General features: G+C 69.8%; 20 protein-coding genes, 3 tRNA genes and 2 pseudogenes. 7 read left to right on the top strand and 18 right to left on the bottom strand.

Features of this window, described 5'->3' with window-relative positions; genetic code table 11:
- Positions 1–11 precede the first annotated feature (11 nt).
- The 7 genes from AB0M80_RS11050 to AB0M80_RS11020 form a co-directional block, all read right to left on the bottom strand.
- A complete protein-coding gene (locus AB0M80_RS11050; RefSeq protein WP_364562069.1) occupies positions 12–1,217 on the bottom strand; it encodes an IS30 family transposase in 1,206 nt (401 codons plus the stop codon).
- A gap of 145 nt (positions 1,218–1,362) precedes the next feature.
- Positions 1,363–2,100 carry a Clp protease N-terminal domain-containing protein gene (locus AB0M80_RS11045; protein ID WP_364561972.1) on the bottom strand — a complete coding sequence of 246 codons (738 nt, stop codon included), beginning with the start codon at positions 2,098–2,100 and terminating at the stop codon, positions 1,363–1,365.
- 52 nt (positions 2,101–2,152) lie between these two features.
- Positions 2,153–3,328 (bottom strand): 4-hydroxybenzoate 3-monooxygenase, encoded by a 1,176-nt coding sequence (locus AB0M80_RS11040; RefSeq protein ID WP_364562067.1) that lies wholly within the window; start codon positions 3,326–3,328, stop codon positions 2,153–2,155.
- Positions 3,325–4,539 (bottom strand): FAD-dependent oxidoreductase, encoded by a 1,215-nt coding sequence (locus AB0M80_RS11035; RefSeq protein WP_364561969.1) that lies wholly within the window; start codon positions 4,537–4,539, stop codon positions 3,325–3,327. The genes AB0M80_RS11040 and AB0M80_RS11035 overlap by 4 nt, the downstream gene beginning before the upstream one ends.
- A 53-nt stretch (positions 4,540–4,592) precedes the next feature.
- Positions 4,593–5,384 carry an IclR family transcriptional regulator gene (locus tag AB0M80_RS11030; RefSeq protein WP_364561965.1) on the bottom strand — a complete coding sequence of 264 codons (792 nt, stop codon included), beginning with the start codon at positions 5,382–5,384 and terminating at the stop codon, positions 4,593–4,595.
- Positions 5,381–5,701: an NIPSNAP family protein gene (locus AB0M80_RS11025; protein WP_308673570.1), complete on the bottom strand. Its 321-nt coding sequence runs from the start codon at positions 5,699–5,701 to the stop codon at positions 5,381–5,383. The genes AB0M80_RS11030 and AB0M80_RS11025 overlap by 4 nt, the downstream gene beginning before the upstream one ends.
- A gap of 91 nt (positions 5,702–5,792) precedes the next feature.
- Positions 5,793–6,932 carry a 5-methyltetrahydropteroyltriglutamate--homocysteine S-methyltransferase gene (locus AB0M80_RS11020; protein ID WP_364561962.1) on the bottom strand — a complete coding sequence of 380 codons (1,140 nt, stop codon included), beginning with the start codon at positions 6,930–6,932 and terminating at the stop codon, positions 5,793–5,795.
- 118 nt (positions 6,933–7,050) lie between these two features.
- Here AB0M80_RS11020 and AB0M80_RS11015 point away from each other — a divergent pair, with 118 nt between their 5' ends.
- Positions 7,051–8,382 (top strand): nucleobase:cation symporter-2 family protein, encoded by a 1,332-nt coding sequence (locus AB0M80_RS11015; RefSeq protein ID WP_364561960.1) that lies wholly within the window; start codon positions 7,051–7,053, stop codon positions 8,380–8,382.
- On the opposite strand, the gene AB0M80_RS11010 is transcribed toward AB0M80_RS11015, so the two are convergent.
- The gene (locus AB0M80_RS11010) at positions 8,369–8,908 is read right to left on the bottom strand and encodes a TetR/AcrR family transcriptional regulator (RefSeq protein ID WP_364561957.1); all 540 of its coding nucleotides are present in this window, start codon (positions 8,906–8,908) and stop codon (positions 8,369–8,371) included. The genes AB0M80_RS11015 and AB0M80_RS11010 overlap by 14 nt on opposite strands.
- A gap of 107 nt (positions 8,909–9,015) precedes the next feature.
- Here AB0M80_RS11010 and AB0M80_RS11005 point away from each other — a divergent pair, with 107 nt between their 5' ends.
- A complete protein-coding gene (locus AB0M80_RS11005; protein ID WP_364561954.1) occupies positions 9,016–9,462 on the top strand; it encodes a pyridoxamine 5'-phosphate oxidase family protein in 447 nt (148 codons plus the stop codon).
- Here the strand turns inward: AB0M80_RS11005 and AB0M80_RS11000 are convergent, their stop codons facing one another.
- The gene (locus tag AB0M80_RS11000) at positions 9,463–10,008 is read right to left on the bottom strand and encodes a hypothetical protein (protein WP_364561952.1); all 546 of its coding nucleotides are present in this window, start codon (positions 10,006–10,008) and stop codon (positions 9,463–9,465) included.
- A 170-nt stretch (positions 10,009–10,178) separates the two neighbouring features.
- Between AB0M80_RS11000 and AB0M80_RS10995 the strand changes: the two genes are divergently transcribed.
- Both AB0M80_RS10995 and AB0M80_RS10990 read left to right on the top strand, forming a co-directional pair.
- Positions 10,179–10,907: a rhomboid-like protein gene (locus AB0M80_RS10995; protein WP_364561950.1), complete on the top strand. Its 729-nt coding sequence runs from the start codon at positions 10,179–10,181 to the stop codon at positions 10,905–10,907.
- A 65-nt stretch (positions 10,908–10,972) separates the two neighbouring features.
- Entirely contained in the window at positions 10,973–13,294 is a 2,322-nt protein-coding gene (locus AB0M80_RS10990; protein WP_364561947.1) for an EAL domain-containing protein, read from the top strand.
- On the opposite strand, the pseudogene AB0M80_RS10985 reads toward AB0M80_RS10990, so the two are convergent.
- The 3 genes and pseudogenes from AB0M80_RS10985 to AB0M80_RS10975 form a co-directional block, all read right to left on the bottom strand.
- Positions 13,288–14,078 (bottom strand): annotated as a pseudogene (locus AB0M80_RS10985) (arylamine N-acetyltransferase). The gene AB0M80_RS10990 and the pseudogene AB0M80_RS10985 sit on opposite strands and share 7 nt — an antisense overlap.
- A 33-nt stretch (positions 14,079–14,111) precedes the next feature.
- The gene (locus tag AB0M80_RS10980; protein ID WP_364561944.1) at positions 14,112–14,462 is read right to left on the bottom strand and encodes a YciI family protein; all 351 of its coding nucleotides are present in this window, start codon (positions 14,460–14,462) and stop codon (positions 14,112–14,114) included.
- Between the two features lie 621 nt (positions 14,463–15,083).
- Complete coding sequence (locus AB0M80_RS10975; protein WP_364561942.1) at positions 15,084–15,395, bottom strand: putative quinol monooxygenase; 312 nt, start codon at positions 15,393–15,395, stop codon at positions 15,084–15,086.
- A 64-nt stretch (positions 15,396–15,459) separates the two neighbouring features.
- On the opposite strand from AB0M80_RS10975, the gene AB0M80_RS10970 reads away from it, so the two are divergent.
- Complete coding sequence (locus AB0M80_RS10970) at positions 15,460–15,816, top strand: MerR family transcriptional regulator (RefSeq protein WP_364561940.1); 357 nt, start codon at positions 15,460–15,462, stop codon at positions 15,814–15,816.
- 166 nt (positions 15,817–15,982) lie between these two features.
- Positions 15,983–16,441: pseudogene (locus tag AB0M80_RS10965) on the top strand (site-specific integrase); the annotation flags it as partial.
- A 77-nt stretch (positions 16,442–16,518) separates the two neighbouring features.
- Here the strand turns inward: AB0M80_RS10965 and AB0M80_RS10960 are convergent.
- The 5 genes from AB0M80_RS10960 to AB0M80_RS10940 all read right to left on the bottom strand — a co-directional run bounded on the left by AB0M80_RS10960 (position 16,519) and on the right by AB0M80_RS10940 (position 18,124).
- Positions 16,519–16,592 (bottom strand) — tRNA-Phe (locus tag AB0M80_RS10960).
- 31 nt (positions 16,593–16,623) lie between these two features.
- Positions 16,624–16,697: transfer RNA gene (locus tag AB0M80_RS10955), tRNA-Asp, on the bottom strand.
- A gap of 37 nt (positions 16,698–16,734) precedes the next feature.
- A tRNA-Glu gene (locus AB0M80_RS10950) sits at positions 16,735–16,807 on the bottom strand.
- Positions 16,808–16,924: 117 nt separating this feature from the next.
- Positions 16,925–17,701, bottom strand: coding sequence for a hypothetical protein (locus AB0M80_RS10945; protein WP_364561938.1), 777 nt, complete (start codon positions 17,699–17,701; stop codon positions 16,925–16,927).
- A 168-nt stretch (positions 17,702–17,869) separates the two neighbouring features.
- On the bottom strand, positions 17,870–18,124 hold the full coding sequence (locus AB0M80_RS10940) for a hypothetical protein (RefSeq protein WP_364561935.1): 255 nt from the start codon (positions 18,122–18,124) through the stop codon (positions 17,870–17,872).
- A gap of 733 nt (positions 18,125–18,857) precedes the next feature.
- Here AB0M80_RS10940 and AB0M80_RS10935 point away from each other — a divergent pair.
- Positions 18,858–19,295: a hypothetical protein gene (locus tag AB0M80_RS10935; RefSeq protein WP_364562065.1), complete on the top strand. Its 438-nt coding sequence runs from the start codon at positions 18,858–18,860 to the stop codon at positions 19,293–19,295.
- A gap of 112 nt (positions 19,296–19,407) precedes the next feature.
- Here AB0M80_RS10935 and AB0M80_RS10930 read toward each other — a convergent pair whose 3' ends face one another.
- Positions 19,408–19,611, bottom strand: a complete 204-nt coding sequence (locus AB0M80_RS10930) for a cold-shock protein (RefSeq protein WP_003097368.1) — start codon at positions 19,609–19,611, stop codon at positions 19,408–19,410.
- Positions 19,612–20,023: the final 412 nt, after the last annotated feature.

Genomic DNA, 20,023 nt, shown 5'->3' with positions numbered 1-20,023 from the left:
GCCAGGCGGATTCACGCGGTGGTTGCAACACCTGTCGTTTGTTGATCTAACAGTAGCTTCGTGAGGGCCTCGGCTGGCGTTCGCCAGCCGAGGGTCTCCCGAGGCCGTCCGTTGAGCTCGGCTGCGACCCGGGCCAGCTCGGCCGCGCTGTACTGGGACAGATCGGTGCCTTTGGGGAAGTACTGGCGCAGCAGACCGTTGGTGTTCTCGTTGCTGCCCCGCTGCCACGGCGAGTGCGGGTCACAAAAGTAGATCCGCAACCCGGTGTCCAGGGTGATCGTCCGGTGATGCGCCATCTCCTTGCCCTGGTCCCAGGTCAGCGACCCCAGCAGCAACGGCGGCAGCGTCGCGATCACCTCGGTCATCGCCGCGGCGACCGTCGCCGCGTCCCGCCCACCGGGCAGGTGCAGCAACAGCACAAACCGAGTCGACCGTTCCACCAACGTCCCGATCGCGGACTGGTTGTTCCGGCCCAGGATCAGGTCCCCTTCCCAGTGCCCCGGGACCGCCCGATCAGCGACCTCGGCCGGCCGCTCGGAAATGTTGACCATGTCCTGAATCCCGCCCGCAGGCCGGGACCGGCGGGCCTGGGCTTGGCGCCGCGGCATCCGCAACGCCCGCCCCGTCCGCAACGCCGCGGTCAGCTCCCGGCGCAACACACCCCGGCCCTGCACATACAACGCCTGGTAGATCGTCTCGTGCGACACCCGCATCTCCGGCCGGTCGGGGAAGTCCAGCACCAGTCTCTCCGAGATCTGCCGCGGCGACCATTTCCGGTCCAGCCCTGCCTGCACCACCTGCTTCAACGCCGTGTCCCCGGTCAGCTTGGCCCCCTTCGGCCGCTTCGCGCGTTCCTCAGCCCGGTGCTGGGCGCTGCTGGCCCGATATGCCCCGGACAAGCCAGTGTTGCGGGTCAGCTCCCGCGACACCGTCGAGGCCGGCCGCCCGATCGCCCGCCCGATCGCGCGGGGTCCGTGACCTGCCGCGTTCAGGCAAGCGATCTCTTCCCGCTCGGGCAGGGACAGCCGGACCGGGCCAGGCCGGCAGGGCGCGTTACCAATCACCCCGCCAGCCTGTCCGAACACCCGCACCCCTGTGGTCGGTGCCAGGCCCACCGCGCGGGCTGCCGGCTTCGCCGCCACCCCGCACCGGATCTGATCCCAAAACTCCAGCTGCACCGACCGCGGCAACCAACGGAACTTCCGCACCCGAGCCATCACAACCACCCCTTCCTCCAAGCGGTGTTGCAACAACCCCATGACTCCGAGCCACCTTGAGGGACGTTGAGTCCCTCAAGGTGGCATTCACGTCACAGCAGCGTGACGAGGACTGCCGCCAGCAGGACGACGACCCAGAGCCGCCTCACTGTCCTCGCGCGGCGAGGATCTCCGCCAGCACCTCCACGATCTTCGCCTCGGCCTTGTCCTTCTTGACGCCCAGCCCGTCGAGCACCTCGAAGCCGGTGCCTTCGCCCTGCTCCAGCAGCGCCAGCAGCATGTGCTCGGTGCCGATGTAGTTGTGCCCCAGCCGCAGCCCCTCCCGCATGGTCAGTTCGAGGGCCTTCTTGGCGGCGGCGGAGAACGGGACCACGTTCGGCGCCGGGTCGACCGGCTCGGGCAGCCGTGCTTCGGCGGCTTCGCGGACGGCGTCCAGCTGGACGCCCTGGGCCAGGATGGCCCCGGCGGCGAGCGCGGCCGGTTCGGTGAGCAGGCCCAGCACGATGTGGACCGTGTCGATCTCCGGGCTGGCGTGGTCGGCGGCCGCCTTCTGCGCCTCGACGACGACGTGCCGGGCCCGGTCGGTGTAGCGGCCGTAGACGCGCTCGATGCTGCCGCCCGGGTCGCCGCCGGGGTCGACCTTCGGCACGAATCGCTTCTGGGCGGCCTGCTTCGTGACGCCCATGCTCTTGCCGATTTCGGTCCACGAGGCCCCCGAGCGCCGGGCCTGGTCGACGAAGTGGCCGATGAGGTGGTCGGCGACCTCGCCGAGGTGTTCGCCCACGTAGACGGCGTCGGACAGCTGAGCGAGGGCGTCCTTTTCGTTGTTGCTCTTGATCGCGCCGATGAGGTCGTCGAGCTTGATGTTGGTCGGTAAGGTCATGCCGTCAACTGTAGGTTGACGCCCTCCCGTCGTCAACCGCGAGTTGACGATCTTAGGCGAACGGCAGCCCCACGTAGTTCTCGGCGAGGCTGGTCGCCGCCGCTCGCGACGACGTCGTGTAGCGCAGCTGCGACAACTGCAGTTGCCGCGCGAAGCCGTCCGCGTGCGGATCGGTGTGCAGCATCGTCGTCATGAACCAGGAGAAGTGCTCCGCCCGCCACACCCGGCGCAGGCAAGTGACCGAATAGGCCGCGGCGAGCGTCTCGTCGCCGCGCAGCAACGCCTCCAGGGCGCGCGCCAGCACCCGGACGTCGGCGATCGCGAGGTTCATGCCCTTCGCGCCGGTCGGCGGGACGATGTGCGCGGCGTCGCCCGCCAGGAACAACCGCCCGTGCCGCAGCGGCTCGGCGACGAAGCTGCGCATCGGCGTGATGCCCTTGTCGAGGATCGGGCCTTCCCGGAGTGTGAAGTCGCCCTCGACCTCGAGCCGCGCGGTCAGCTCGGCCCAGATCCGGTCGTCGGACCAGGCTTCGAGGGACTCCGCCGGATCGACCTGGAGGTAGAGCCGGGTGATCTCCGGCGTCCGCATGCTGTGCAGCGCGAAGCCGCGTTCGTGGTGGGTGTAGATGAGCTCGTGGTGCGACGGCGGCGTCCGCGCCAGCACGCCCAGCCAGGCGAACGGGTACTCGCGCTCGTACACCGTCAGCGCACTGTCCGGAATGGACGGACGGCAGATCCCGTGGAAGCCGTCGCAGCCCGCCACGGCGTCGCATTCGATGGTCTGCGCGTTGCCTTCGCTGTCGCGATAACGAACCCGTGGCCTCGCCGTGTCCACATCGGACAGTTCGACGGCCGAGACCTCGAAGGAAATCGGATACCCGCGGGCCTCGTGCGCGTCGATGAGGTCCTTGACGATCTCCTGCTGCCCGTAGACGGTGATCGCCTTCCCGGTCAGCTCGGTGAGGGCGATCCGGTGGTCGGCGCGGTCGAAGCGCAGCGACAACCCTTCGTGGGGCATCCCCTCGGCGGCCAGCCGCTCGCCGAGGCCCAACGACGTCAGGAGCTCGACGGTCGGCTGCTCGCACACGCCCGCCCGCACGCGCTGCCGGACGTACTCGCGGTCGCGTGCTTCCAGCACCACGCAGTCGACGCCGGCTTCGTGGAGGAGGAACGACAGCAGCAGCCCGGCCGGACCCGCGCCGATCACCGCGACCTGCGTGCGCATCAGGCCGCTCGCGACTTCAGGTGCGCCTTGAGGTCGAAGGCGCTCGCTTCGAGGTCGGCGTACGCGGGCCGCGGCTCCGCGGTGAACAAGCGCCGCGCGGCGATGTGGTCGGCGGGCCGGTTCACCGACTCGACGGCGATGAGGACGTCGTCGCGGAAGGACAGCACGGAGAACTTGCCCTCCGCCGGATCGCCCGCGACCACCGTCCGGTCGGCGCCCGAAAGGATCCCGGCGATCTGCAGCTTGGCGCCCGCCTGGTCGGTCCAGAACCACGGCAGGCTGGCGTACGGCTCCTCCGTGCCGGTGATCGCCGCGGCCACGCAGCGGGCCTGGTCGACGGCGTTCTGCACGGACTCCAGCCGGGTCTCGGCGCCCGCCTGCACGCACGGGAAGTTCGCGCAGTCGCCGATGGCGAAGATCCGGTCGTCCGCCGTGCGCAGGTGCGCGTCGACGACCACGCCGTTGCGCACCGGCAGCCCCGCGGCCTCGGCGAGCGTGGTCTCGGGCACGACCCCGACGGCGACGACGACCAGGTCGGCGGGCAGCCGGGTGCCGTCGGAGAGCTCGACCTCGCGGACGCGCTCGTCGCCGTGCAGCGCCGCGACGCCCTGGCCGAGCAGCACCGTGTGTCCCGCGTTGCGGTGCAGGGCGGCGAAGTAGGCGGAGATCTCCGGGGTCGCGACCCGGTTGAGCAGCCGGTCCTGCGCCTCGACGATCGTCACCGGGCGGCCGGCGTGCGAGGCGAACTCCAGCCCGATGAACCCGCCGCCGGCCACGACGACGTGCTCCGCCCGGGCGAGGGACTCGCGGAGCCGGTCGGCGTCGTCGCGGGTGCGCAGGGTCAGCACGCCCGGCAGGCCGGCGCCGGGCACGGGCAACGTCCGGTTGCGGGCGCCGGTGGCCAGGACGAGGAAGTCGTAGTCCAGCTCGCGGCCGTCTTCGAGGTTCGCTTTCCGGGCGGCGCGGTCGATGGTTCCGACGCGCGCCTCGACCAGCTCGATCCCCTTCTCGGCGAAGAAGTCCGCGCCGCGCAGGTGCAGCTGGTCGAGCCCGGCGGTCCCGGCCAGGTAGGCCTTCGACAGCGGCGGCCGCTGGTACGGCACCCCCGGCTCGTCCCCGACCAGCACGATCCGCCCGCCGAAGCCCCGGTCCCGCAACGAAGCCACGGCCTGGAACCCACTCTGACCAGCACCGACGACGAGAACGGTGGTCATCCCTGCTCCTCACCCCATCCGGCAACCCTCGACCTCATCCGACCACAACCAGCTCAAGCCGTCGAGGAATCGCCGGCGGACCGCAACGCCCGCGGCGCGCCCAGCACCCGCGAAATCCCCCGCGCCGCGGCTCGCACCGCCGGGACCAGCGTCCGCGGGTCCGTCCCCTCGGCCGGGACGACCACCGAGATCGCCGCCACGACCTCGTCGGTGGCGTCGCGGACCGGGGCCGCCACCGACAGGGCGATCAGCTCGATCTGGCCGTCGCTGATGGCGTACCCGTCCCGGCGCACGTCCGCCAGCACGCGCCGCAGCTGCGCGGGTGAGCCGATCGTCTTCGGCGTGAACGTCTTGAGCGGACCCGCCAGGACCTCCTCCTGGGCTTCGGCGGGGGCGTGCGCCAGCAGCACCTGGCCGACGCCGGTGGCGTGCGCGGGCAGCCGCCCGCCGACGCGGGTGAGGACGTTGACCGCGCCACGGCCGGAGATGCGCTCGACGTAGACCACGTCCGGCCCGTCGAGCACGGCGAGCTGCACGTTCTGGTGCGTGGCCTCGTAGAGGTCCTCCAGGAACGGCATCGCGCTCTCCCGCAGCTCGGCACCGTGCGGCGCGAGCGACGCGACCTCCCACAGCCACAGCCCGACGCGGTAGCCGCCCGTTTCGTCGCGCACGAGCGCACCGCGCCGGACGAGCTCGCCGGCCAGCCGGTGCGTGGTCGACAGCGGCAACCCGGCGCGGCGGCTGAGCTCCGACAACGTCAGCCGCGGCCGCTCGGCCGTGAAGGCGCCCAGGAGATCGAGGACGCGGTCCACGACCGAAGGCGGCCGCCGCGCGCTGTGTCTCACCCTTCTTCGTCGTCCGGCAGCAGCGGGCGCATGAACGTCCGCCGGTACCGCACCACGCAGCCGCTCTCCTCGCGGATCTTGTCCGCCTCGATGAAGTCCGGGTCGACGCCGAACAGCGTCCGGTAGCGCTCGTACGCGGCGAGGCTCTCGAAGCTGAACAACGCCCGGGCTTCGTCGCTCGCCCCCTCCGACGGCAGGAAGTAGCCGTGGTGGATGCCGCCTTCGCGCTGCACCAGGCGCATCCACGCGGCGGCGAAGCGTTCGAAGTCGGGGAGCTTGGCGGGGTCGATGACGTAGTCGACGACGCACGTGATCATCAGTGAACCTTATTCTGGTTAGGCTGGCGCTACGGGACCGCCGGGCGCGCTCCTACGGTGACTCTCGCGCCGGCCGACGGCTGAATAAGGTTCAGTGGCCGCCCCAGACGCGGTCGGCCGTCGTGACGATCAGCTCCAGCTTCCGCAGCTGGTCGTCCGGGGTGAGGTCGTTGCCCTCCTCGGTCGAGGAGAAGCCGCACTGCGGTGACAGGCACAGCCGGTCGATGTCGACGTACCGCGAAGCCTCCTCGATCCGCCGCACCAGGACGTCCGGGTCCTCCAGCTCCGGCCGCTTGGTCGTGACCAGGCCGAGCACCACCTTCTTGTCCTTCGGCACGAACCGCAGCGGCTCGAAGCCGCCGGAGCGTTCGTCGTCGTACTCCAGGAAGAAGCCGTCGACGGCGAGCTCGCCGAACAGCGCCTCCGCGACGAACTCGTAGCTGCCCTCCGCCGCCCACGACGACCGGAAGTTGCCGCGGCACAGGTGGGTCGTCACCGTGAGGTCGCCGGGCCGGCCGGCCAGCGCCGCGTTCATCGTCGCGATGTTGCGCAGGTGCTGGCGATCCGGGTCGCCGCCCATCCGCGCGACGAGCTCCCGCTGCGCCGGGTCGTTCAGGTAGGCGAGGCTGGTGTCGTCGAGCTGCAGGTACCGGCAGCCGAGCTCGCTCATCGCCGCGATCTGCGCGGCGTACGCCGAGCTCAGGTCGGCGAAGAACTCCTCGAGGTCCGGGTAGACGCTCTCGCTGACCGCGGCCCGGCCGCCGCGGTAGTAGACCATGCTCGGCGACGGGATGGTCAGCTTCGGCGTCACGCCGGCGTCCACATGGGACTGCAGGAACCGGAAGTGGTCGGCGAAGATCGGCTCGTCGAGCCGCACCCGGCCGTCGACCTGCAGCCCCGGCGGGCTGAACTCGAGGTCGCCCGCCAGGTTGTGGAACTTGACGTGCAGCCGCTCGTCGCTCTTCGAGATGCCGCCGAGCGAGTAGATGAAGTCCATGTGCCACGAGGCGCGGCGGAACTCGCCGTCGGTGGCCGAGCTCAGCCCGGCCGCCCGTTGCATCTTGATCACGTCGCGGATCGCGTCGTCCTCGACCGCGCGGAGCTGCTCCGCGCCGATCTCGCCGCTTTCGTGCCGCCGTCGTGCGTCCCGCAACACCGGGGGCCGCAGCAGGCTCCCCACGTGATCGGCGCGAAACGGCGGGCCCACCTGGGAAATGCCACCCGAAGTCATGCACCGATGGTCACACATTCCCGGCCGTCGCGCCGCCCCCTGAAACAAGATGATCACGCCCGGGACTTGCCAGCGTCACCCGCACCGCGTTGGCTGTGCCCCGGAAAGGGGCTTGATCATGACGAAACCCGCGGTCCACCCGGTCGACCAGGGCCTGCCCGCCGGCCGGCTGGCGCTGCTCGGCCTGCAGCACATGTCGATCATGTACGCCGGTTCGGTCGCGGTCCCGCTGATCGTCGGCAGCGCGCTGAAGCTCGACGCGGCGACGATCGGGCTGCTGGTCAACGCCGATCTGCTGGTCGCGGGCATCGCCACGCTGATACAGGCGGTCGGGATCGGGAAGCTCCTCGGCATCCGGCTGCCGGTGGTGGCGGGCGCGACGTTCACCGTCGTCAACCCGATGATCCTCATCGCCTCCCAGTACGGCCTGCCCGCGGTCTACGGCGCGATGATCGCGTCCGGCGTGTTCGGGCTGCTCATCGCGAGGCCGTTCGCGAAGCTGATCCGGTTCTTCCCACCGCTGGTGACCGGGACCCTGCTGCTGGTCATCGGCGTCTCGCTGCTCGGCCCGGGCGCGGCGATGATCGCCGGCCACGACACCACGTCACCGGACTACGCGGCGCCGTCGCACATCGGGCTGGCGTTCGGCGTGCTGGCGCTGCTCGTGCTCTTCACCCGCGTGCTGCGCGGGTTCGCCAACCAGATCGGGCCGCTGCTGGCGCTGGCGATCGGGCTGGTCGTCGCGCTCCCGATGGGGCTGGTGCACTGGGACGGCCTGCGCGCGGCCGGCTGGTTCGGGCTGGCGTCGCCGTTCCACTTCGGCGCGCCGACGTTCCCGGTCGCCGCGATCCTGTCGATGTGCGTGGTCATGCTGGTGACGTTCACCGAGTCCACCGCCGACATGATCGCCGTCGGCGAGATCACCGGGCGCCCGCCGTCCGACGCCGACCTCGCGCGCGGGCTGGCCACCGACGGCGTCTCGGCCGTGCTCGGCGGGGTGATGAACTCCTTCCCCGACACCGCGTTCGCGCAGAACGTCGGCCTGGTGCGGATGACCGGCGTGCGCAGCCGCTGGGTCGTCGCGGTGACCGGCGGGATCCTGGTGCTGATGGGTCTGGTGCCGAAGATCGGCGCGTTCATCGCGGCCATCCCGGAACCGGTGATCGGCGGGGTCGCGGTCGTCATGTTCGCGATGGTCGCCGCCGTCGGGGCCCAGAACCTCCGGACGGTCGAGTTTTCCGGCAACCACAACACCTTCGTCGTCGCGGTAGCCCTCGGCGTCGGCCTGCTTCCGGCGTTCGCACCGGACTTCTTCAAGCACTTCCCGGCCTGGCTGCAGACGATCTGCGGCAGCTCGATCACGGTGGCCGCGGTGCTCGCGTTCGTGCTGAACCTGCTGTTCAACCACCTCGGCCGACCGGCCGAGCCGGACCTGCTCAACGCGCCGTGAGCAACCGCTCGACGAGCCGGGGCCCGATGCCCGGCTCGACCGGGCGCCGGAACAGCACACGCAGGTAGAGCGGGGCCAGGACGAAGTCGAGCACCTCGTCGACCGAGGGCACCGGCTCGCCGCGCACCTGCGCCTTGTCGAGGGCGGCCTGCAGGTCTTCGCCGCGGGCCTGCAGGTACTCGAGTGGCTTCTCGTCCGGGCTCAGGGTGGCGACGAGCGCGCGAAGCAGGATCTGGCCGTGCCGGTCGCGCATCGCGCGTTCGACGCCGTCGGCCCAGCCGCGCAGATCGCCGTGCAGCGAACCGGTGTCCGGGATCGGCGACGTCGAGCGCAGGCGCGTCACCGCCGCATCGAGCAGCAGCGCGTCACGGCTGCCCCAGCGCCGGTAGATGCTGGTCGGGTTGACGCCCGCTCGCTCGGCGATCTTCGGGATCGCCGCGTCGATCTCCCCGGCGGCGAGCAGCTCGACGACGGCGTCGTGCACCGCGTCGCGGACACGGGCGCTGCGGCCGCCGGGTCGGGTCATGCCCCCATCTTAGAGCGACCGCCTCGGCGTTAAAGCAAGCAGGCTTGCTTTAACTCGCCGGCCCGCGTAGCTTAAAGGCAAATCAATCTGCGTTAAGGAGCCGTCCCATGGCCCGCAAGATGACCCGGGAAGAGCGCGAGCAGTTCCTCGCCGAACCACACGTCGGCGTGCTCAGCGTCGCGGCCGAGCCCGGGCGGGCGCCGCTGACCACGCCGATCTGGTACCGCTACGAGCCGGGCGGCGACGTCGTCGTGATGACGTCGCCCGGTCTGCGCAAGACCCGGCTGATCGAGGCGGCCGGCCGGTTCGCGCTGTGCGTCCAGCAGCAGGACGGTCTCTACAAGTACGTCTCGGTCGAAGGTCCGGTGGTGAAGTCGTGGCCGATGACCAAGGCGGAGCGGCACGAGATGGCGGCCCGCTACCTGCCGCCGGGCGTGAGCGAGGCCTACACCGACGCGACCGACGCCACCCACGGGAACAACATCGCGATCGTGATGCGCCCGGAGCGCTGGAACACCTCGGACTTCAGCGACCTCGCGGAAAAGCTGGCCTGATCACCAGCAGATGATCACCAGGACGCACGACGGCTGGGATCGCGGCGTGGTGGTCGGGGCCGGCGACTGACCGCCGGGCGGGGGCGGGTTCCCCGTTCTCGTCGGCGTCGTCGTGGTGGCCGTGGCCGACGGATCGGCACCGGACGGGGTGGCGGTCGGAGCCGCGGTTCCGGTGCCGCCGCTCGGCGTGGCCGGGGTGCTGCCCGGCACCTCGGTGACGGTGCCGCGGTGCTCGCCGGCCGCCGTGACGACGTCACCACCGGTACCGCCGCCGATCCCGCCGTCGGGCGGGGAATCCGTGGCCTGGTCGGCGCCGCCCAGACCGGTGGTGCGCTGCGGGAAGGGGATGACCTGGATCTGGTCGACCGGGGAGGCGTCCTGGCGCACTTTGTCGTTGCCGAACGCGACCAGCACCGCGGCGGCCCCGCAGCCCACGATGACGGCTAGCATCACCGCGACCACGCGCCAGCGCGACTGGCCCGGTCCCGGACGGTCGCCCCAGCCCTCGCGTATGAGCAGCTCGGCGACCGATACCTCGTCGTTCACCCCGAAAGACCTTCCCGAGAGGGCCTCTCGGCCGACATCGTGGCCGTATTCTTACCGTAAAAGTTCCCCGAACGGGTGAAGACCCGGCAAAAATTCGTCACGCAATGCAAGATCTGACGGTGAGTGACATCCACAGCGTTTTCTAAGCTGACGCTCGTGATACTCCCAGCATGATCACCGAAGCTGGGTCCATGCTGCTGAGAGCGGAACGGCCGATCCCCGCGATCGCCGATGCCCGCCGCCGCGGCCCGTGGTCGGTGCTCCGGTTCGCCCCCAACCCGAAGTCGACGCCGTTCACCTTCGGCTACCTGCTCGTCCTGCTGGGCACGACGCTGCTGCTCCAGTTCGCCGACCCCGCGGTGACCACCCGGTTGCTGGAGTTGTCCAGCACCGACGCCCACAACCTGTGGCGCCGGCCGCTGACGTCGATGCTGACCAGCGCACTCTGGCTGTCCGACGAGGGCTGGCTCGCCTACGTCTTGATCTTCGCGATCGCCGTCGCCCCGCTCGAACGCCGGTTCGGCGCCCGCCGCGCGGCGCTGGTGTTCTTCTCCGGCCACGTGCTGGCCACGCTCGTCACCGAACTGCCGGTGATGGCCCTGATCAGCGTCCACCTGCTGCCGGCCTCGGCCGGGCACTGGCTCGACATCGGGGTCAGCTACGGCTTCTTCACCACCGCCGGTGCGCTGGTGTTCCTGCTGCGGGGCCGCGTGCGCCTGGTCGCGCTGGCCGCGGTGGAGGCGTTCATCGCGGTGATCTGGCTCGGCGACGACCCGGCGAGCCTCGGCTCGGTCGTCACGCTGCTCGGCCACGCGTGCGCCGCCCACTTCGGGATGCTGGTCTGCGGACCGCGGCTGCGGGCGAGCATCCGCAGGCCGGGCCCGGGTTCCGACGGGTAGGCACGGACCGGGGTCGGTGGTGTAATCGACGAGCCACACGCCGACTGCACGGGGGACGGACGCACATGCAGGCTGACTCGCTCGCCGAACTGGTCGAGCTGAGTCCCGATGCGATCTGCGTCCACGAGCACGGCGTGCTCACCTACGCCAACCGGGCCGCACTCGAAACGTTCGCCGCCCGCTCGGCGGACGAGGTCGTCGGACGCCGGTTCACCGACTTCGTCGCCGAGGACGCACGAGCTGTGGTGATCGAAAAGCTCGCCCAGCTGACGAAGCCGGGAGAGGCGAGCGAGCCCGTCGAAGCGCTGATGTCCCGGTTGGACGGGAGCAAGTTCGCCGTCGAGACGGTGCTGGTGCGCCTCGGCGAAGCCACGTACCAGGTCGTCATGCGCGACATCACGGCGAAGAAGGCGGCCGCCGACGCACTCCGCTACCAGGCGGCACTGGTGTCGCACGTCAGCGACGCGCTGATCGCGACCACCGGCGAAGGCGTCGTGACCAGCTGGAACCCGGCCGCCGAGGCGGTGTACGGCTGGACCGCGGCCGAAGCCGTCGGGCGGCGCGCGAGCGAGCTCGTCGGCGCACCGCTCGACCTGCCCGCCATCCGGCGCGGTGGCGGCGTCGCGGAAGCGGTGCACCGGCGGCGGGACGGCGCGCCCCTCGCGGTCCGCGTCTCCGCAGCCGAGATGAACGACGGCTACGTGCTCGTCTGCGCCGACGAAACCGCGCGGCGGCGGGCCGAGCAGAACTACCGCACGGTCGTGGCGTCCCTCGACGAAGGCGTGCTCGTGGTGGGCGCGGGCGGGCTCATCGAAGCGGCGAACCCGGCGGCCTGCCGGATCATCGGCGTCGCCGAAGCCGACCTGATCGGCGTCCCGTGCCACACGCTGGTCCTGTTCACCGAGTCGGGGCACTGGATCCCGCCGGACGAAATGCCGTCGGTGCAGACCCGGCGGACCGGGGTCACGCACAACGGCCTGGTCGTCCGCCTGCGCCGGCCGGACGGCCGCGACGTCTGGGTGTCGCTGACCTCGCGGCTGCTCGACCCGGACGACCCGGCGACGATGGCCGTGGTCACGTCGTTCACCGACATCACCGAGACCCGCGCGATCAGCGCGCAGCTCGCGCACGACGCCACCCACGACCCCCTGACCCGGCTGGCGAACCGGACCCTGGTGCTCGGCAGGCTCGACATCCGCGAGCGGGGCGCGGTCACCGTGCTGTTCCTCGACCTGGACAAGTTCAAGGTCATCAACGACTCGCTCGGGCACTCGGTCGGCGACCAGGTGCTGCGGATCGTCGGTGAACGCCTGCGCCGCAGTTCGGGACGCGACGACCTGGTCGGCAGGCTCGGCGGCGACGAGTTCGTCGTCGTCACCGCCGAGGTCACCGACCCCGGCGAGGTCCGCGCGCTGGCCGAGCACCTGCGGGCGACGCTGGCCGAGCCGATCGGTGTGCTCGGCAGGCAGCTGCACCTCGACGCCAGCATCGGCGTCGTGCTCGTCGGCCGCGACGACCGCCGCAGCGCCGAGGACCTGCTGCGCGACGCCGACGTCGCGATGTACCAGGCGAAGACGCTCGGGCGGGGCCGGCACCACTTCTTCGACGTCAGCCTGCGCGAGCGGATGCAGCGGCGGCTGCGGATGGAGCAGGACCTGCGCGACGCGGTCCACGACGGTCAGCTGTGGCCGGCGTACCAGCCGGTCGTCGACCTGCGGACCGGCAAGATGGTCGCGGTCGAGGCGCTGCTGCGGTGGACGCACCCCCGGCACGGCGCGATCTCGCCCGCGGAGTTCATCCCGCTCGCCGAAGAGAGCGACCTGATCAACGTCATCGGCAAGGCGATGCTGCGCGCGACGACCCGCGAAATCGCCGCGCGGCGCACCGGCCAGGGCCTGGACCTGACGCTGAAGGTCAACCTTTCCGCCCGCCAGCTCGACGACCCGCACCTGGTGCCCGCGGTCGAGGACGCGCTGGCGAGCACCGGGCTCCCCGCCGGCGCGCTGTGCCTGGAAGTCACCGAAAGCGCGTTGATGCGCGACCAGGAAGCAGCCGCGGAAGTGCTGGCGTCCCTGCGGTCCCTGGGCGTGCTGCTGGCGATCGACGACTTCGGCACCGGTTATTCGTCGCTCGCCCAGCTGCGCCGGCTGACGCTGGACACGCTCAAGATCGACCGCTCGTTCATCACGGGGATCGCCGAGTCACGGGACGCGGAGGCGATCGTCACGAGCATCATCGCGATGGCCCACGCGGTGGACCTGACGGTGATCGCCGAAGGCGTCGAGTCGGCGGAGCAGCTGGAGCTGCTCCGCGCGCTCGGCTGCGACCAGGCGCAGGGCTACCACCTCGGCCGCCCGGTGCCGGCGGCCGAGCTGTTCGGTCAGTAGACGTTCTTCAGCCGGTCCAGTTCGTCGGCGGTGAGCTCGATGCCGAAGTCCTTGAGGTGGCGTCGAGCTCGTCCGGCGCGACGGTGGTGGTTTCGCTGCTGCCGCCGGGTTTTTCGACGGTGAGTTCACGGCCCAGCAGCTTGCGGCTGAGGCCGGGCTCGATCGTCATGATCACCAGCCGCCCGGTGAACGGCGACTTCGGGTGCGTCGACGTGTAGTGGTGGTAGACCTCGTAGTCGATGGGGTGCATCTCGTTGAGGCGGAATTCGAGGAGGTCCTCGTCGCCCTTCTGCAGCGTCCACCAGCCGTTGTCGTGCCTGATGCGGTGCAGCCAGCCCGCCTGGTCGACTTCCTGGCCGTCGACGAGCGGCATCGGGTCGAGGATCCCGGCACCGAACCCGACGTCGGCCAGGAACGGCTTCCCGTCGACGTCGACGACGAGCGTCATGTGCGTGTAGGGCCCGGGCCGCCGCGGCTGCACCCGCGCGGAAAGCCGGTGCACGGTGTAGCCGAGCTGTTCCAGGACGGCGGCGAAGAGGCCACTCTGTTCGTAGCAGTAGCCGCCCCGCCGCCGTCCGACGAGCTTCGCGCTCACGACGTCGAGCGAGATCCCCTGGTGCTGTCCGAGAACGACGTCGATGTTCTCGAACGGAAAGGCGCCGACGTGGGCGCGCATGAGTTCGTTGAGTGCGGCTTCGGACGGCGTCCGGCGCGGCTGCCGGACCCGCGTCAGGTAGGCGTCGAGATCGACGGCGCCGATCCCCCATTCCCCTTCGGTGGTCATGGGTCCATGGTGGACCCTCGACTTAGCTGGAGGTCAACTTTCGTGAACGACCTTCCGCACCTCGACGGCGGTGTACTGGGCGTCGGGAATCTTCGCCGCCAGCTCGACGGCACGCTCTTCCCTCTCGACGTCGACGACGTAGTAGCCGCAGAGGAAGGCGTCGGATTCGACGAAGCCACCGTTCGTCGTCTGTGCCACACCGTTCTTGACCTGGACGGTCTTGGTGTCGGCGGGCTCGGCGAGCGCCTTGGTCTCGACCATCTCGCCGGACTCGGTGATGAGCTCGATGAAGGCGCCGTGCCCTTCGTAGACGCCGTTCTTCTGGTCGTCGGTCAGGGTGGCCCAGAGGGTGGGGTTCATGTGGAGGGTCAGCAGGTAACGCATGTTCGGCTCCCCGGGTGTGGGTGGCGGCCCCTTTCGGGCTGCCTTCGCCGGGTGGTCGTGGCCGCGTCCCGAGTCCGGACACGGCATTCGGCGGTTCACTCATTCGGCCTAACGTGTCACCGTCGGCTGACTGCAGACCCGCTCGCGTCGACCCCGAGTGCTCGCAGCGCCTGCGAAATCGGCTTGCCGACAGCCGGCGCACGCTCGCCCTCCGCCGCCCGCAGACCACGGTTTTCCCGTGCCACACCCGTGCCGACTGAGAACCGACACCGCCGAGCCGACCTTCCGCTTTCAGATCTCGGCACAACTGAATTGAGACGGACCCGTGGTCGAAACTGGCCACCTCAAGGGGGCAGGTCCAGGGTGTCGCGGAAGGGGTTAGCTGCTCGGGAAGAGGGGAGAGCCTCATGCGTCGGCCTGGGTCACGGCTGATCATCAAGGGAGCGGCTTCCTGCGCAGCCACCGAGGGCCGACGATCGCCGCGCTTTTCGTCCTGCTGGTCGCGGGTGTGTCGAGTATTTGGCTGAGTGCGGACGCGAAGCGGAAGAGCGCCAGCGCGCTGAGAAGGCTGAGCGTGAACTCAGTCAGGGCCGCCTCGTCGTCGCGGTGATCGACTATCCGTCACCTGAGCGGCAGGCTCCTCAGCGTGCCGAAGTAGGCCTCGGGTGTGCCGTCAAGGTGCTTGGGCAGCTCGTCCATGAACGCGCGCAGTAGCGGGGTCGCGTTGTGCCGGTCGAGGTCCTCCTGGGAACGCCAGATCTCGTACAGGAAGAAGCGGCCGTCCTCCTGCTCGTGGAGCTGGTACTGGAGGCTGCCCTCGTGTCCGCGGGACGGCTCGACGAGGTCCACGAGGAGCTTCCTGAGCTCATCGGTGTGGCCGGGCTTGGGGGTCAGGAATCCGTAGAAGGCAACGGGTGTTTGTGCTGTCGGCATGTGATCGACGCTAGGACGTGCCATCAGTGTCAGATTCAAGTCGCTTCGCTGTGGGGTGGATCACATGAAGATCGGGGAGCTGTCCCGCGCGACGGGCGTGGCAGTGCGCTTGCTTCGCTACTACGAGGCGCAGGGGTTGCTCACCTCCCGTCGCAGGGACGGCGGCCACCGCCACTACGGTCCCGAGGCTCCCGGCACCGTCGCCCGCATCCGCGTCCTGCTCGCCGCTGGACTGCCCACCCGGGTCATCCAGGAGCTCATGCCCTGTTTCGTCGGCGACGGCACCGAGCTTCAGGCGTGCGTCTTCGACCACCTCAGAAACCAGTTGGCAGGACTGGACTCCCGCATCGCTGATCTCACCCAGGCCCGCCTTGCACTGGGTGAGATCCTCGACGCCTCCATCGGGGCTGGTCAGCGCTAGTTGCCCGGGCGGGCGCGCATCATCGGGCCGCCGCCCTGGTTCGACTGGTCGTTCGGAGTGCTGATCTGGTCTACGTCAGGACGTCGTCACGCAGACGACTGGAGAGCGCTCGCGCCGCTTCCGATTCGGGCGCCATTCGAAGTAGGTCGTGCACCAGGGCGCGCCATGCCCGCCGCCGTGCTCGCCGGACTGCGTGAGCCACGCCCGGTGGTGCCCGCAGCGGCACGGCTGCGGCCTGGTCGAGGTCGACGTGAAGTCGTCGGCCGGCCGCCGGGGCATCCGTGCTGCCGAACAGGCTCTACGACCTGCTGATGACGCACGAGGAATCGCAGGCCAAGGAGCGGGAGCACGCCGGGTCGGAGTGGCACGGGGGCGAGTGGATGTTCACTCAGCCGAACGGGAAGCCGCTCGACCCGCGCCGGGACCTTGACGAGTGGAAGGCGCTTCTCGAAGAGGCAGGGGTCCGGGAGGCCCGGTTGCACGAGTGCCGGAGCGGGCCGTGATGGAGTTCATGGGCTGGTCGAACAGCCGTCGGGACATCGCGGACCAGCTGAACGCGTTCCTGTGGAAGCCCGAGCGCAAGGCGAAGGGCAAGCGACGGAAGGGGTACAAGAAGGGCGATTGAGACGGCGATTGAGACGGAGCGCACGCGAAACAGCCCCCACCGAGTTCGGTGAGGGCTGTTTTGGCTGATCAGAACGGTGGCCAGGGCCGGGGTCGAACCGGCGACCTTCCGCTTTTCAGGCGGACGCTCGTACCAACTGAGCTACCTGGCCGGGAACGCCGGCAAGGAGCCGAACGATCTTGCGACCCTGACGGGACTCGAACCCGCGACCTTCGCCGTGACAGGGCGACGCGCTAACCAACTGCGCCACAGGGCCTTGCACTTGCTTCAATGCTACTGACTACAGTACTGCGTACTCCCAACGGGATTCGAACCCGCGTTGCCGCCTTGAAAGGGCGGAGTCCTAGGCCGCTGAACGATGGGAGCCCGGTCGGTTTCGGGTGACCGACCGACCGCGCTCTCAGGTTCCCCTGGGAGCGATTACAAGCATAGGGCACGCCGCCACCGCTTTGCACCGGGGGTTCCTTAAGCCGCCGGTGACGGCTAGACCTGCGCAAACGCCGCCAGATCCGCCAGGCGGCGATCAAGCTCGGCTCGCTCCGGCTCGGTCAGCGCCGACGCCAGCACTTCGCCGATCCGGTCGTCGGTCAGGGCCTCCGCGCGCCGCCAGCGGTCGCGCAGGTCCGGCTTGCGCTCCGCCGCGGCCGCCAGCTCGTCCGCCGCGTCCTCGGGCCACGCCGTGCGCAGCAGGCGCGCGCGGCCACCCTCCGGGTCCGCGATCACCGCCTCCGGCACCGACAGGCCCAGCGCCCGCAGCGCCGCGAAGTGGAGCCCGCCGCGCAGCTCGCGGAAGACCATCAGCGCGAAGCCGAGGCGCTCGACGTCACCCGCGGGGCGCTCGGCGTTCTTCCACCCGGCAAACAGCGCCAGACCGCTGGCGTCCGCGGCGTCGACCACGCGGAACAGCAGCTCTGCCAGGCGACCGGGCTCCGGTGCGGCCGAAAGGGTGACGCGCGACCACCGAGCCGATGACTCCGCGTAGGCGCGGACCGCGGCGGGCGCGTCGAGGGCCGCCGTCGCCGCCGGCAGGACGAAGTCGAACAGCCAGTGCGGGAAGATGCCGAACAGCTCCGCGGCCGCCTTCGGCGGGACGTCCCCGAGCACCGCCGACCGCCCCCGCACGTACAGCGAACGCGGCGGCAGCCCCACCTCCGCTTCGACTTCGGCCAGCTCCGGTGACGTCATGAACCGGCCGCCCAGCACCTGCACCACCGGCCTGATCCGGCTCGCCAGTCCCGCCGCGCCCTCGATCGTCGTCATGTCCGTCCCCTTTCGACACGACAACCGTAACACTGTTACGAAACAGGCGTCAAACACCACCGCCAGCCTGGCAATTACTTCCGGGAAAGAGGCACAACCTGCGGAAATATCACCGGACAGGGCCGGCGGAACACAACCCGCCCACCGGACCCACCGGCCACCACCCGCTCAACGCTGAACCGGCGCCTGCCCATCCTCGTCCAAGTTCAGGCCCAGCATCTCCAGCAACTGAACACAGTCCTCGACCCCCAGCGCGCCATTCGCCACCGCCAGCCGAGCCCGCCGAACCTGATCATCCGACACCCGCTGCGCATCGGCCGCCCCGCTTCGCTGCGTCGGCAACGCCCCGGCAAACGGAGCACTCCCCCCATCGGCACCTTCGTACCGAAGGAGGAACTGCCGCACTTCAACAGACCCGCTCATAGCCCCTCCATACGGCTCACAACAACTTGGCCGCGAGGCTAACCAGCGCCGGCCACCGCACACAGCCCCCCGGAGAGTGAACCTGAGGCCACGCTCCGCTCAACGCAGCGCAATCAGCAACACCGAAGAAGAACCCCACCCGAACGAACGTCACCCCCGCGGCAAAGTGACACCACCCGGGGAAATTTCCCGCTCTCCACTCGCCCAACCCACCAACTCGTGCAACAATCGAGGTGCTGACACACCCCCGGTCAGCGCCTGTGGAGATCCCCTCCGACCCCCGCGTTCCTCCCCCTGGCGCGGGGGTCCTCCATTTCTGGCCCTGCTCGGGCTTCGCCCTTCGCTGGGCCCGGCATTTCGGTGTGTTGCCCGGGGGGCCGAGCCCCCCGGACCCCCCACGGTGCCTCTCGTGCCCCTTCCAGCGTGGCTGGGTTCGCCTCGGGCGCGGGGCGCCCTGGCGAGTGAGTGAGCGAGTGAGCGAGTGAGCGAGTGAGCGAGTGAGCCAGCGAACGAGCGCGCCACCGCGGTGAGCGAGAGAGCCAAGCCAGCCGGTCGGTGGGTGGGTGGGTGGGTGGGGCCTACGGTGATCGACTCGGTGGGTTAGGGCGGGGTTGCTGTGGGTTGTGGGGTGTTGGGCCGAATGGGGGGTGGTTGCGCTGAATGGGGAAAGTTGGGGGCGTGTTGTGGCTCACAGTGGTTTGAGTGGCGAGATCCAAACGTTATCGTGGCGTTCGTGCCCCTTCCCTCCCTTGGCCGCTTGAGCAGCCGCACGAACCTGAAAGCCGCCGCGTCTTCTGGGCGTCATCGTGGTGCCGCGAAGCCTGCGGACGATGGCGTTGTCGAGGACACCGAGCTGACGTCGTATCTGGCGGCGCTGGCTCCTGACAACGATCTCGAGAGCACCGGGTCCGGCAAGCGGTTCGGTGAGGCTCAGGTCATCCAGCTGCGGATGAGCCTCGTTGCCAGCCAGCAGCTCAAGGACATCGCCGCCGAGCGGCAGATCTCGCCCCAGGCGCTCGCTCAGGAGTGGATCCTCGAGCGGCTCAACTGGGAGGGGCAAGCCTCCTCGCTGCAGGACCAGCGGCAGCAGGCCGGTGAGATCAGCGACCTCACCGACGAGTTCCACTTCCCCGCCGACGCCTTCGATGCGCCGGCCGTCGCGCAGCGCTGAGCGCAGCCGCACGCAGACTCCACGAGAAAGGGCCCCCGGCAAGATCACCAGGGGCCCTTCACTCAGGCCTTAAGACGCGCAAAGGGCCTGTGAGGCTTCCGCAGCCTCAGTTTCAGATCGCGCGGACCTTCTGGGCCTGCGGACCCTTCTGGCCCTGGCCGACCTCGAACTCCACCCGCTGGTTCTCCTCGAGAGTGCGGAAGCCGCGGCCCTCGATCTCCGAGTAGTGAACGAACACGTCGCCTTCGCCGCCGTCCTGCGCGATGAAGCCGAAGCCCTTCTCCGCGTTGAACCACTTCACAGTGCCTTGCGCCACCGCTGTACTCCTCGTTACACAGATCCGCTTCGAATGCCACCGAAGCGGCACCCCGACCGTCCCGGGCGGTTCCAACGAGACGAGTCAAGAGCGTGTCGGCTCCATGGCTCGCGTCAGAAGTTCCGCGAGTGTGAAGCCACGAACACGCAAAACGACGGCCTGAGAGCAGACTACCGGGATCTCGCCAAAGTTGAACCCCGTGATCGAGGCGAAAACTGGCTCTGGGCACCAAGGTCACCGGAACGTCGTAGGGCTCGCGGCCGGTTCCGGCGGACCCACGGGCTAGTCTGGCGCGGCACAGCGACACCGTGATCACCGGATACGGCTCGGAGTCGCCTGTGCCCCCTCCGTGAAAGCTCCCGGCGACCATTGTGATGTTCGTCACGCCAATGTTGCTCAACGTACATGGCCT

Source organism: Amycolatopsis sp. NPDC051045 (genome assembly GCF_040682955.1).
Taxonomy (GTDB): Bacteria; Actinomycetota; Actinomycetes; order Mycobacteriales; family Pseudonocardiaceae; genus Amycolatopsis.
The sequence above is the reverse complement of the archived record's forward strand: the minus strand, read 5'-3'. Positions and strand labels throughout refer to the sequence as shown.

Excerpts from the sequence above, each read along its gene's own strand:
- AB0M80_RS10970 (WP_364561940.1), top strand. The coding sequence starts at position 15,460 with ATGAAGATCGGGGAGCTGTCCCGCGCGACGGGCGTGGCAGTGCGCTTG.
- AB0M80_RS11025 (WP_308673570.1), bottom strand. The coding sequence starts at position 5,701 with ATGATCACGTGCGTCGTCGACTACGTCATCGACCCCGCCAAGCTCCCC.
- AB0M80_RS11005 (WP_364561954.1), top strand. The coding sequence starts at position 9,016 with ATGGCCCGCAAGATGACCCGGGAAGAGCGCGAGCAGTTCCTCGCCGAA.
- AB0M80_RS11015 (WP_364561960.1), top strand. The coding sequence starts at position 7,051 with ATGACGAAACCCGCGGTCCACCCGGTCGACCAGGGCCTGCCCGCCGGC.
- AB0M80_RS11050 (WP_364562069.1), bottom strand. The coding sequence starts at position 1,217 with ATGGCTCGGGTGCGGAAGTTCCGTTGGTTGCCGCGGTCGGTGCAGCTG.
- AB0M80_RS10995 (WP_364561950.1), top strand. The coding sequence starts at position 10,179 with ATGATCACCGAAGCTGGGTCCATGCTGCTGAGAGCGGAACGGCCGATC.
- AB0M80_RS11020 (WP_364561962.1), bottom strand. The coding sequence starts at position 6,932 with ATGACTTCGGGTGGCATTTCCCAGGTGGGCCCGCCGTTTCGCGCCGAT.
- AB0M80_RS10975 (WP_364561942.1), bottom strand. The coding sequence starts at position 15,395 with ATGCCGACAGCACAAACACCCGTTGCCTTCTACGGATTCCTGACCCCC.
- AB0M80_RS11035 (WP_364561969.1), bottom strand. The coding sequence starts at position 4,539 with ATGACCACCGTTCTCGTCGTCGGTGCTGGTCAGAGTGGGTTCCAGGCC.
- AB0M80_RS10940 (WP_364561935.1), bottom strand. The coding sequence starts at position 18,124 with ATGAGCGGGTCTGTTGAAGTGCGGCAGTTCCTCCTTCGGTACGAAGGT.
- AB0M80_RS10990 (WP_364561947.1), top strand. The coding sequence starts at position 10,973 with ATGCAGGCTGACTCGCTCGCCGAACTGGTCGAGCTGAGTCCCGATGCG.
- AB0M80_RS10980 (WP_364561944.1), bottom strand. The coding sequence starts at position 14,462 with ATGCGTTACCTGCTGACCCTCCACATGAACCCCACCCTCTGGGCCACC.
- AB0M80_RS11010 (WP_364561957.1), bottom strand. The coding sequence starts at position 8,908 with ATGACCCGACCCGGCGGCCGCAGCGCCCGTGTCCGCGACGCGGTGCAC.
- AB0M80_RS10945 (WP_364561938.1), bottom strand. The coding sequence starts at position 17,701 with ATGACGACGATCGAGGGCGCGGCGGGACTGGCGAGCCGGATCAGGCCG.
- AB0M80_RS11045 (WP_364561972.1), bottom strand. The coding sequence starts at position 2,100 with ATGACCTTACCGACCAACATCAAGCTCGACGACCTCATCGGCGCGATC.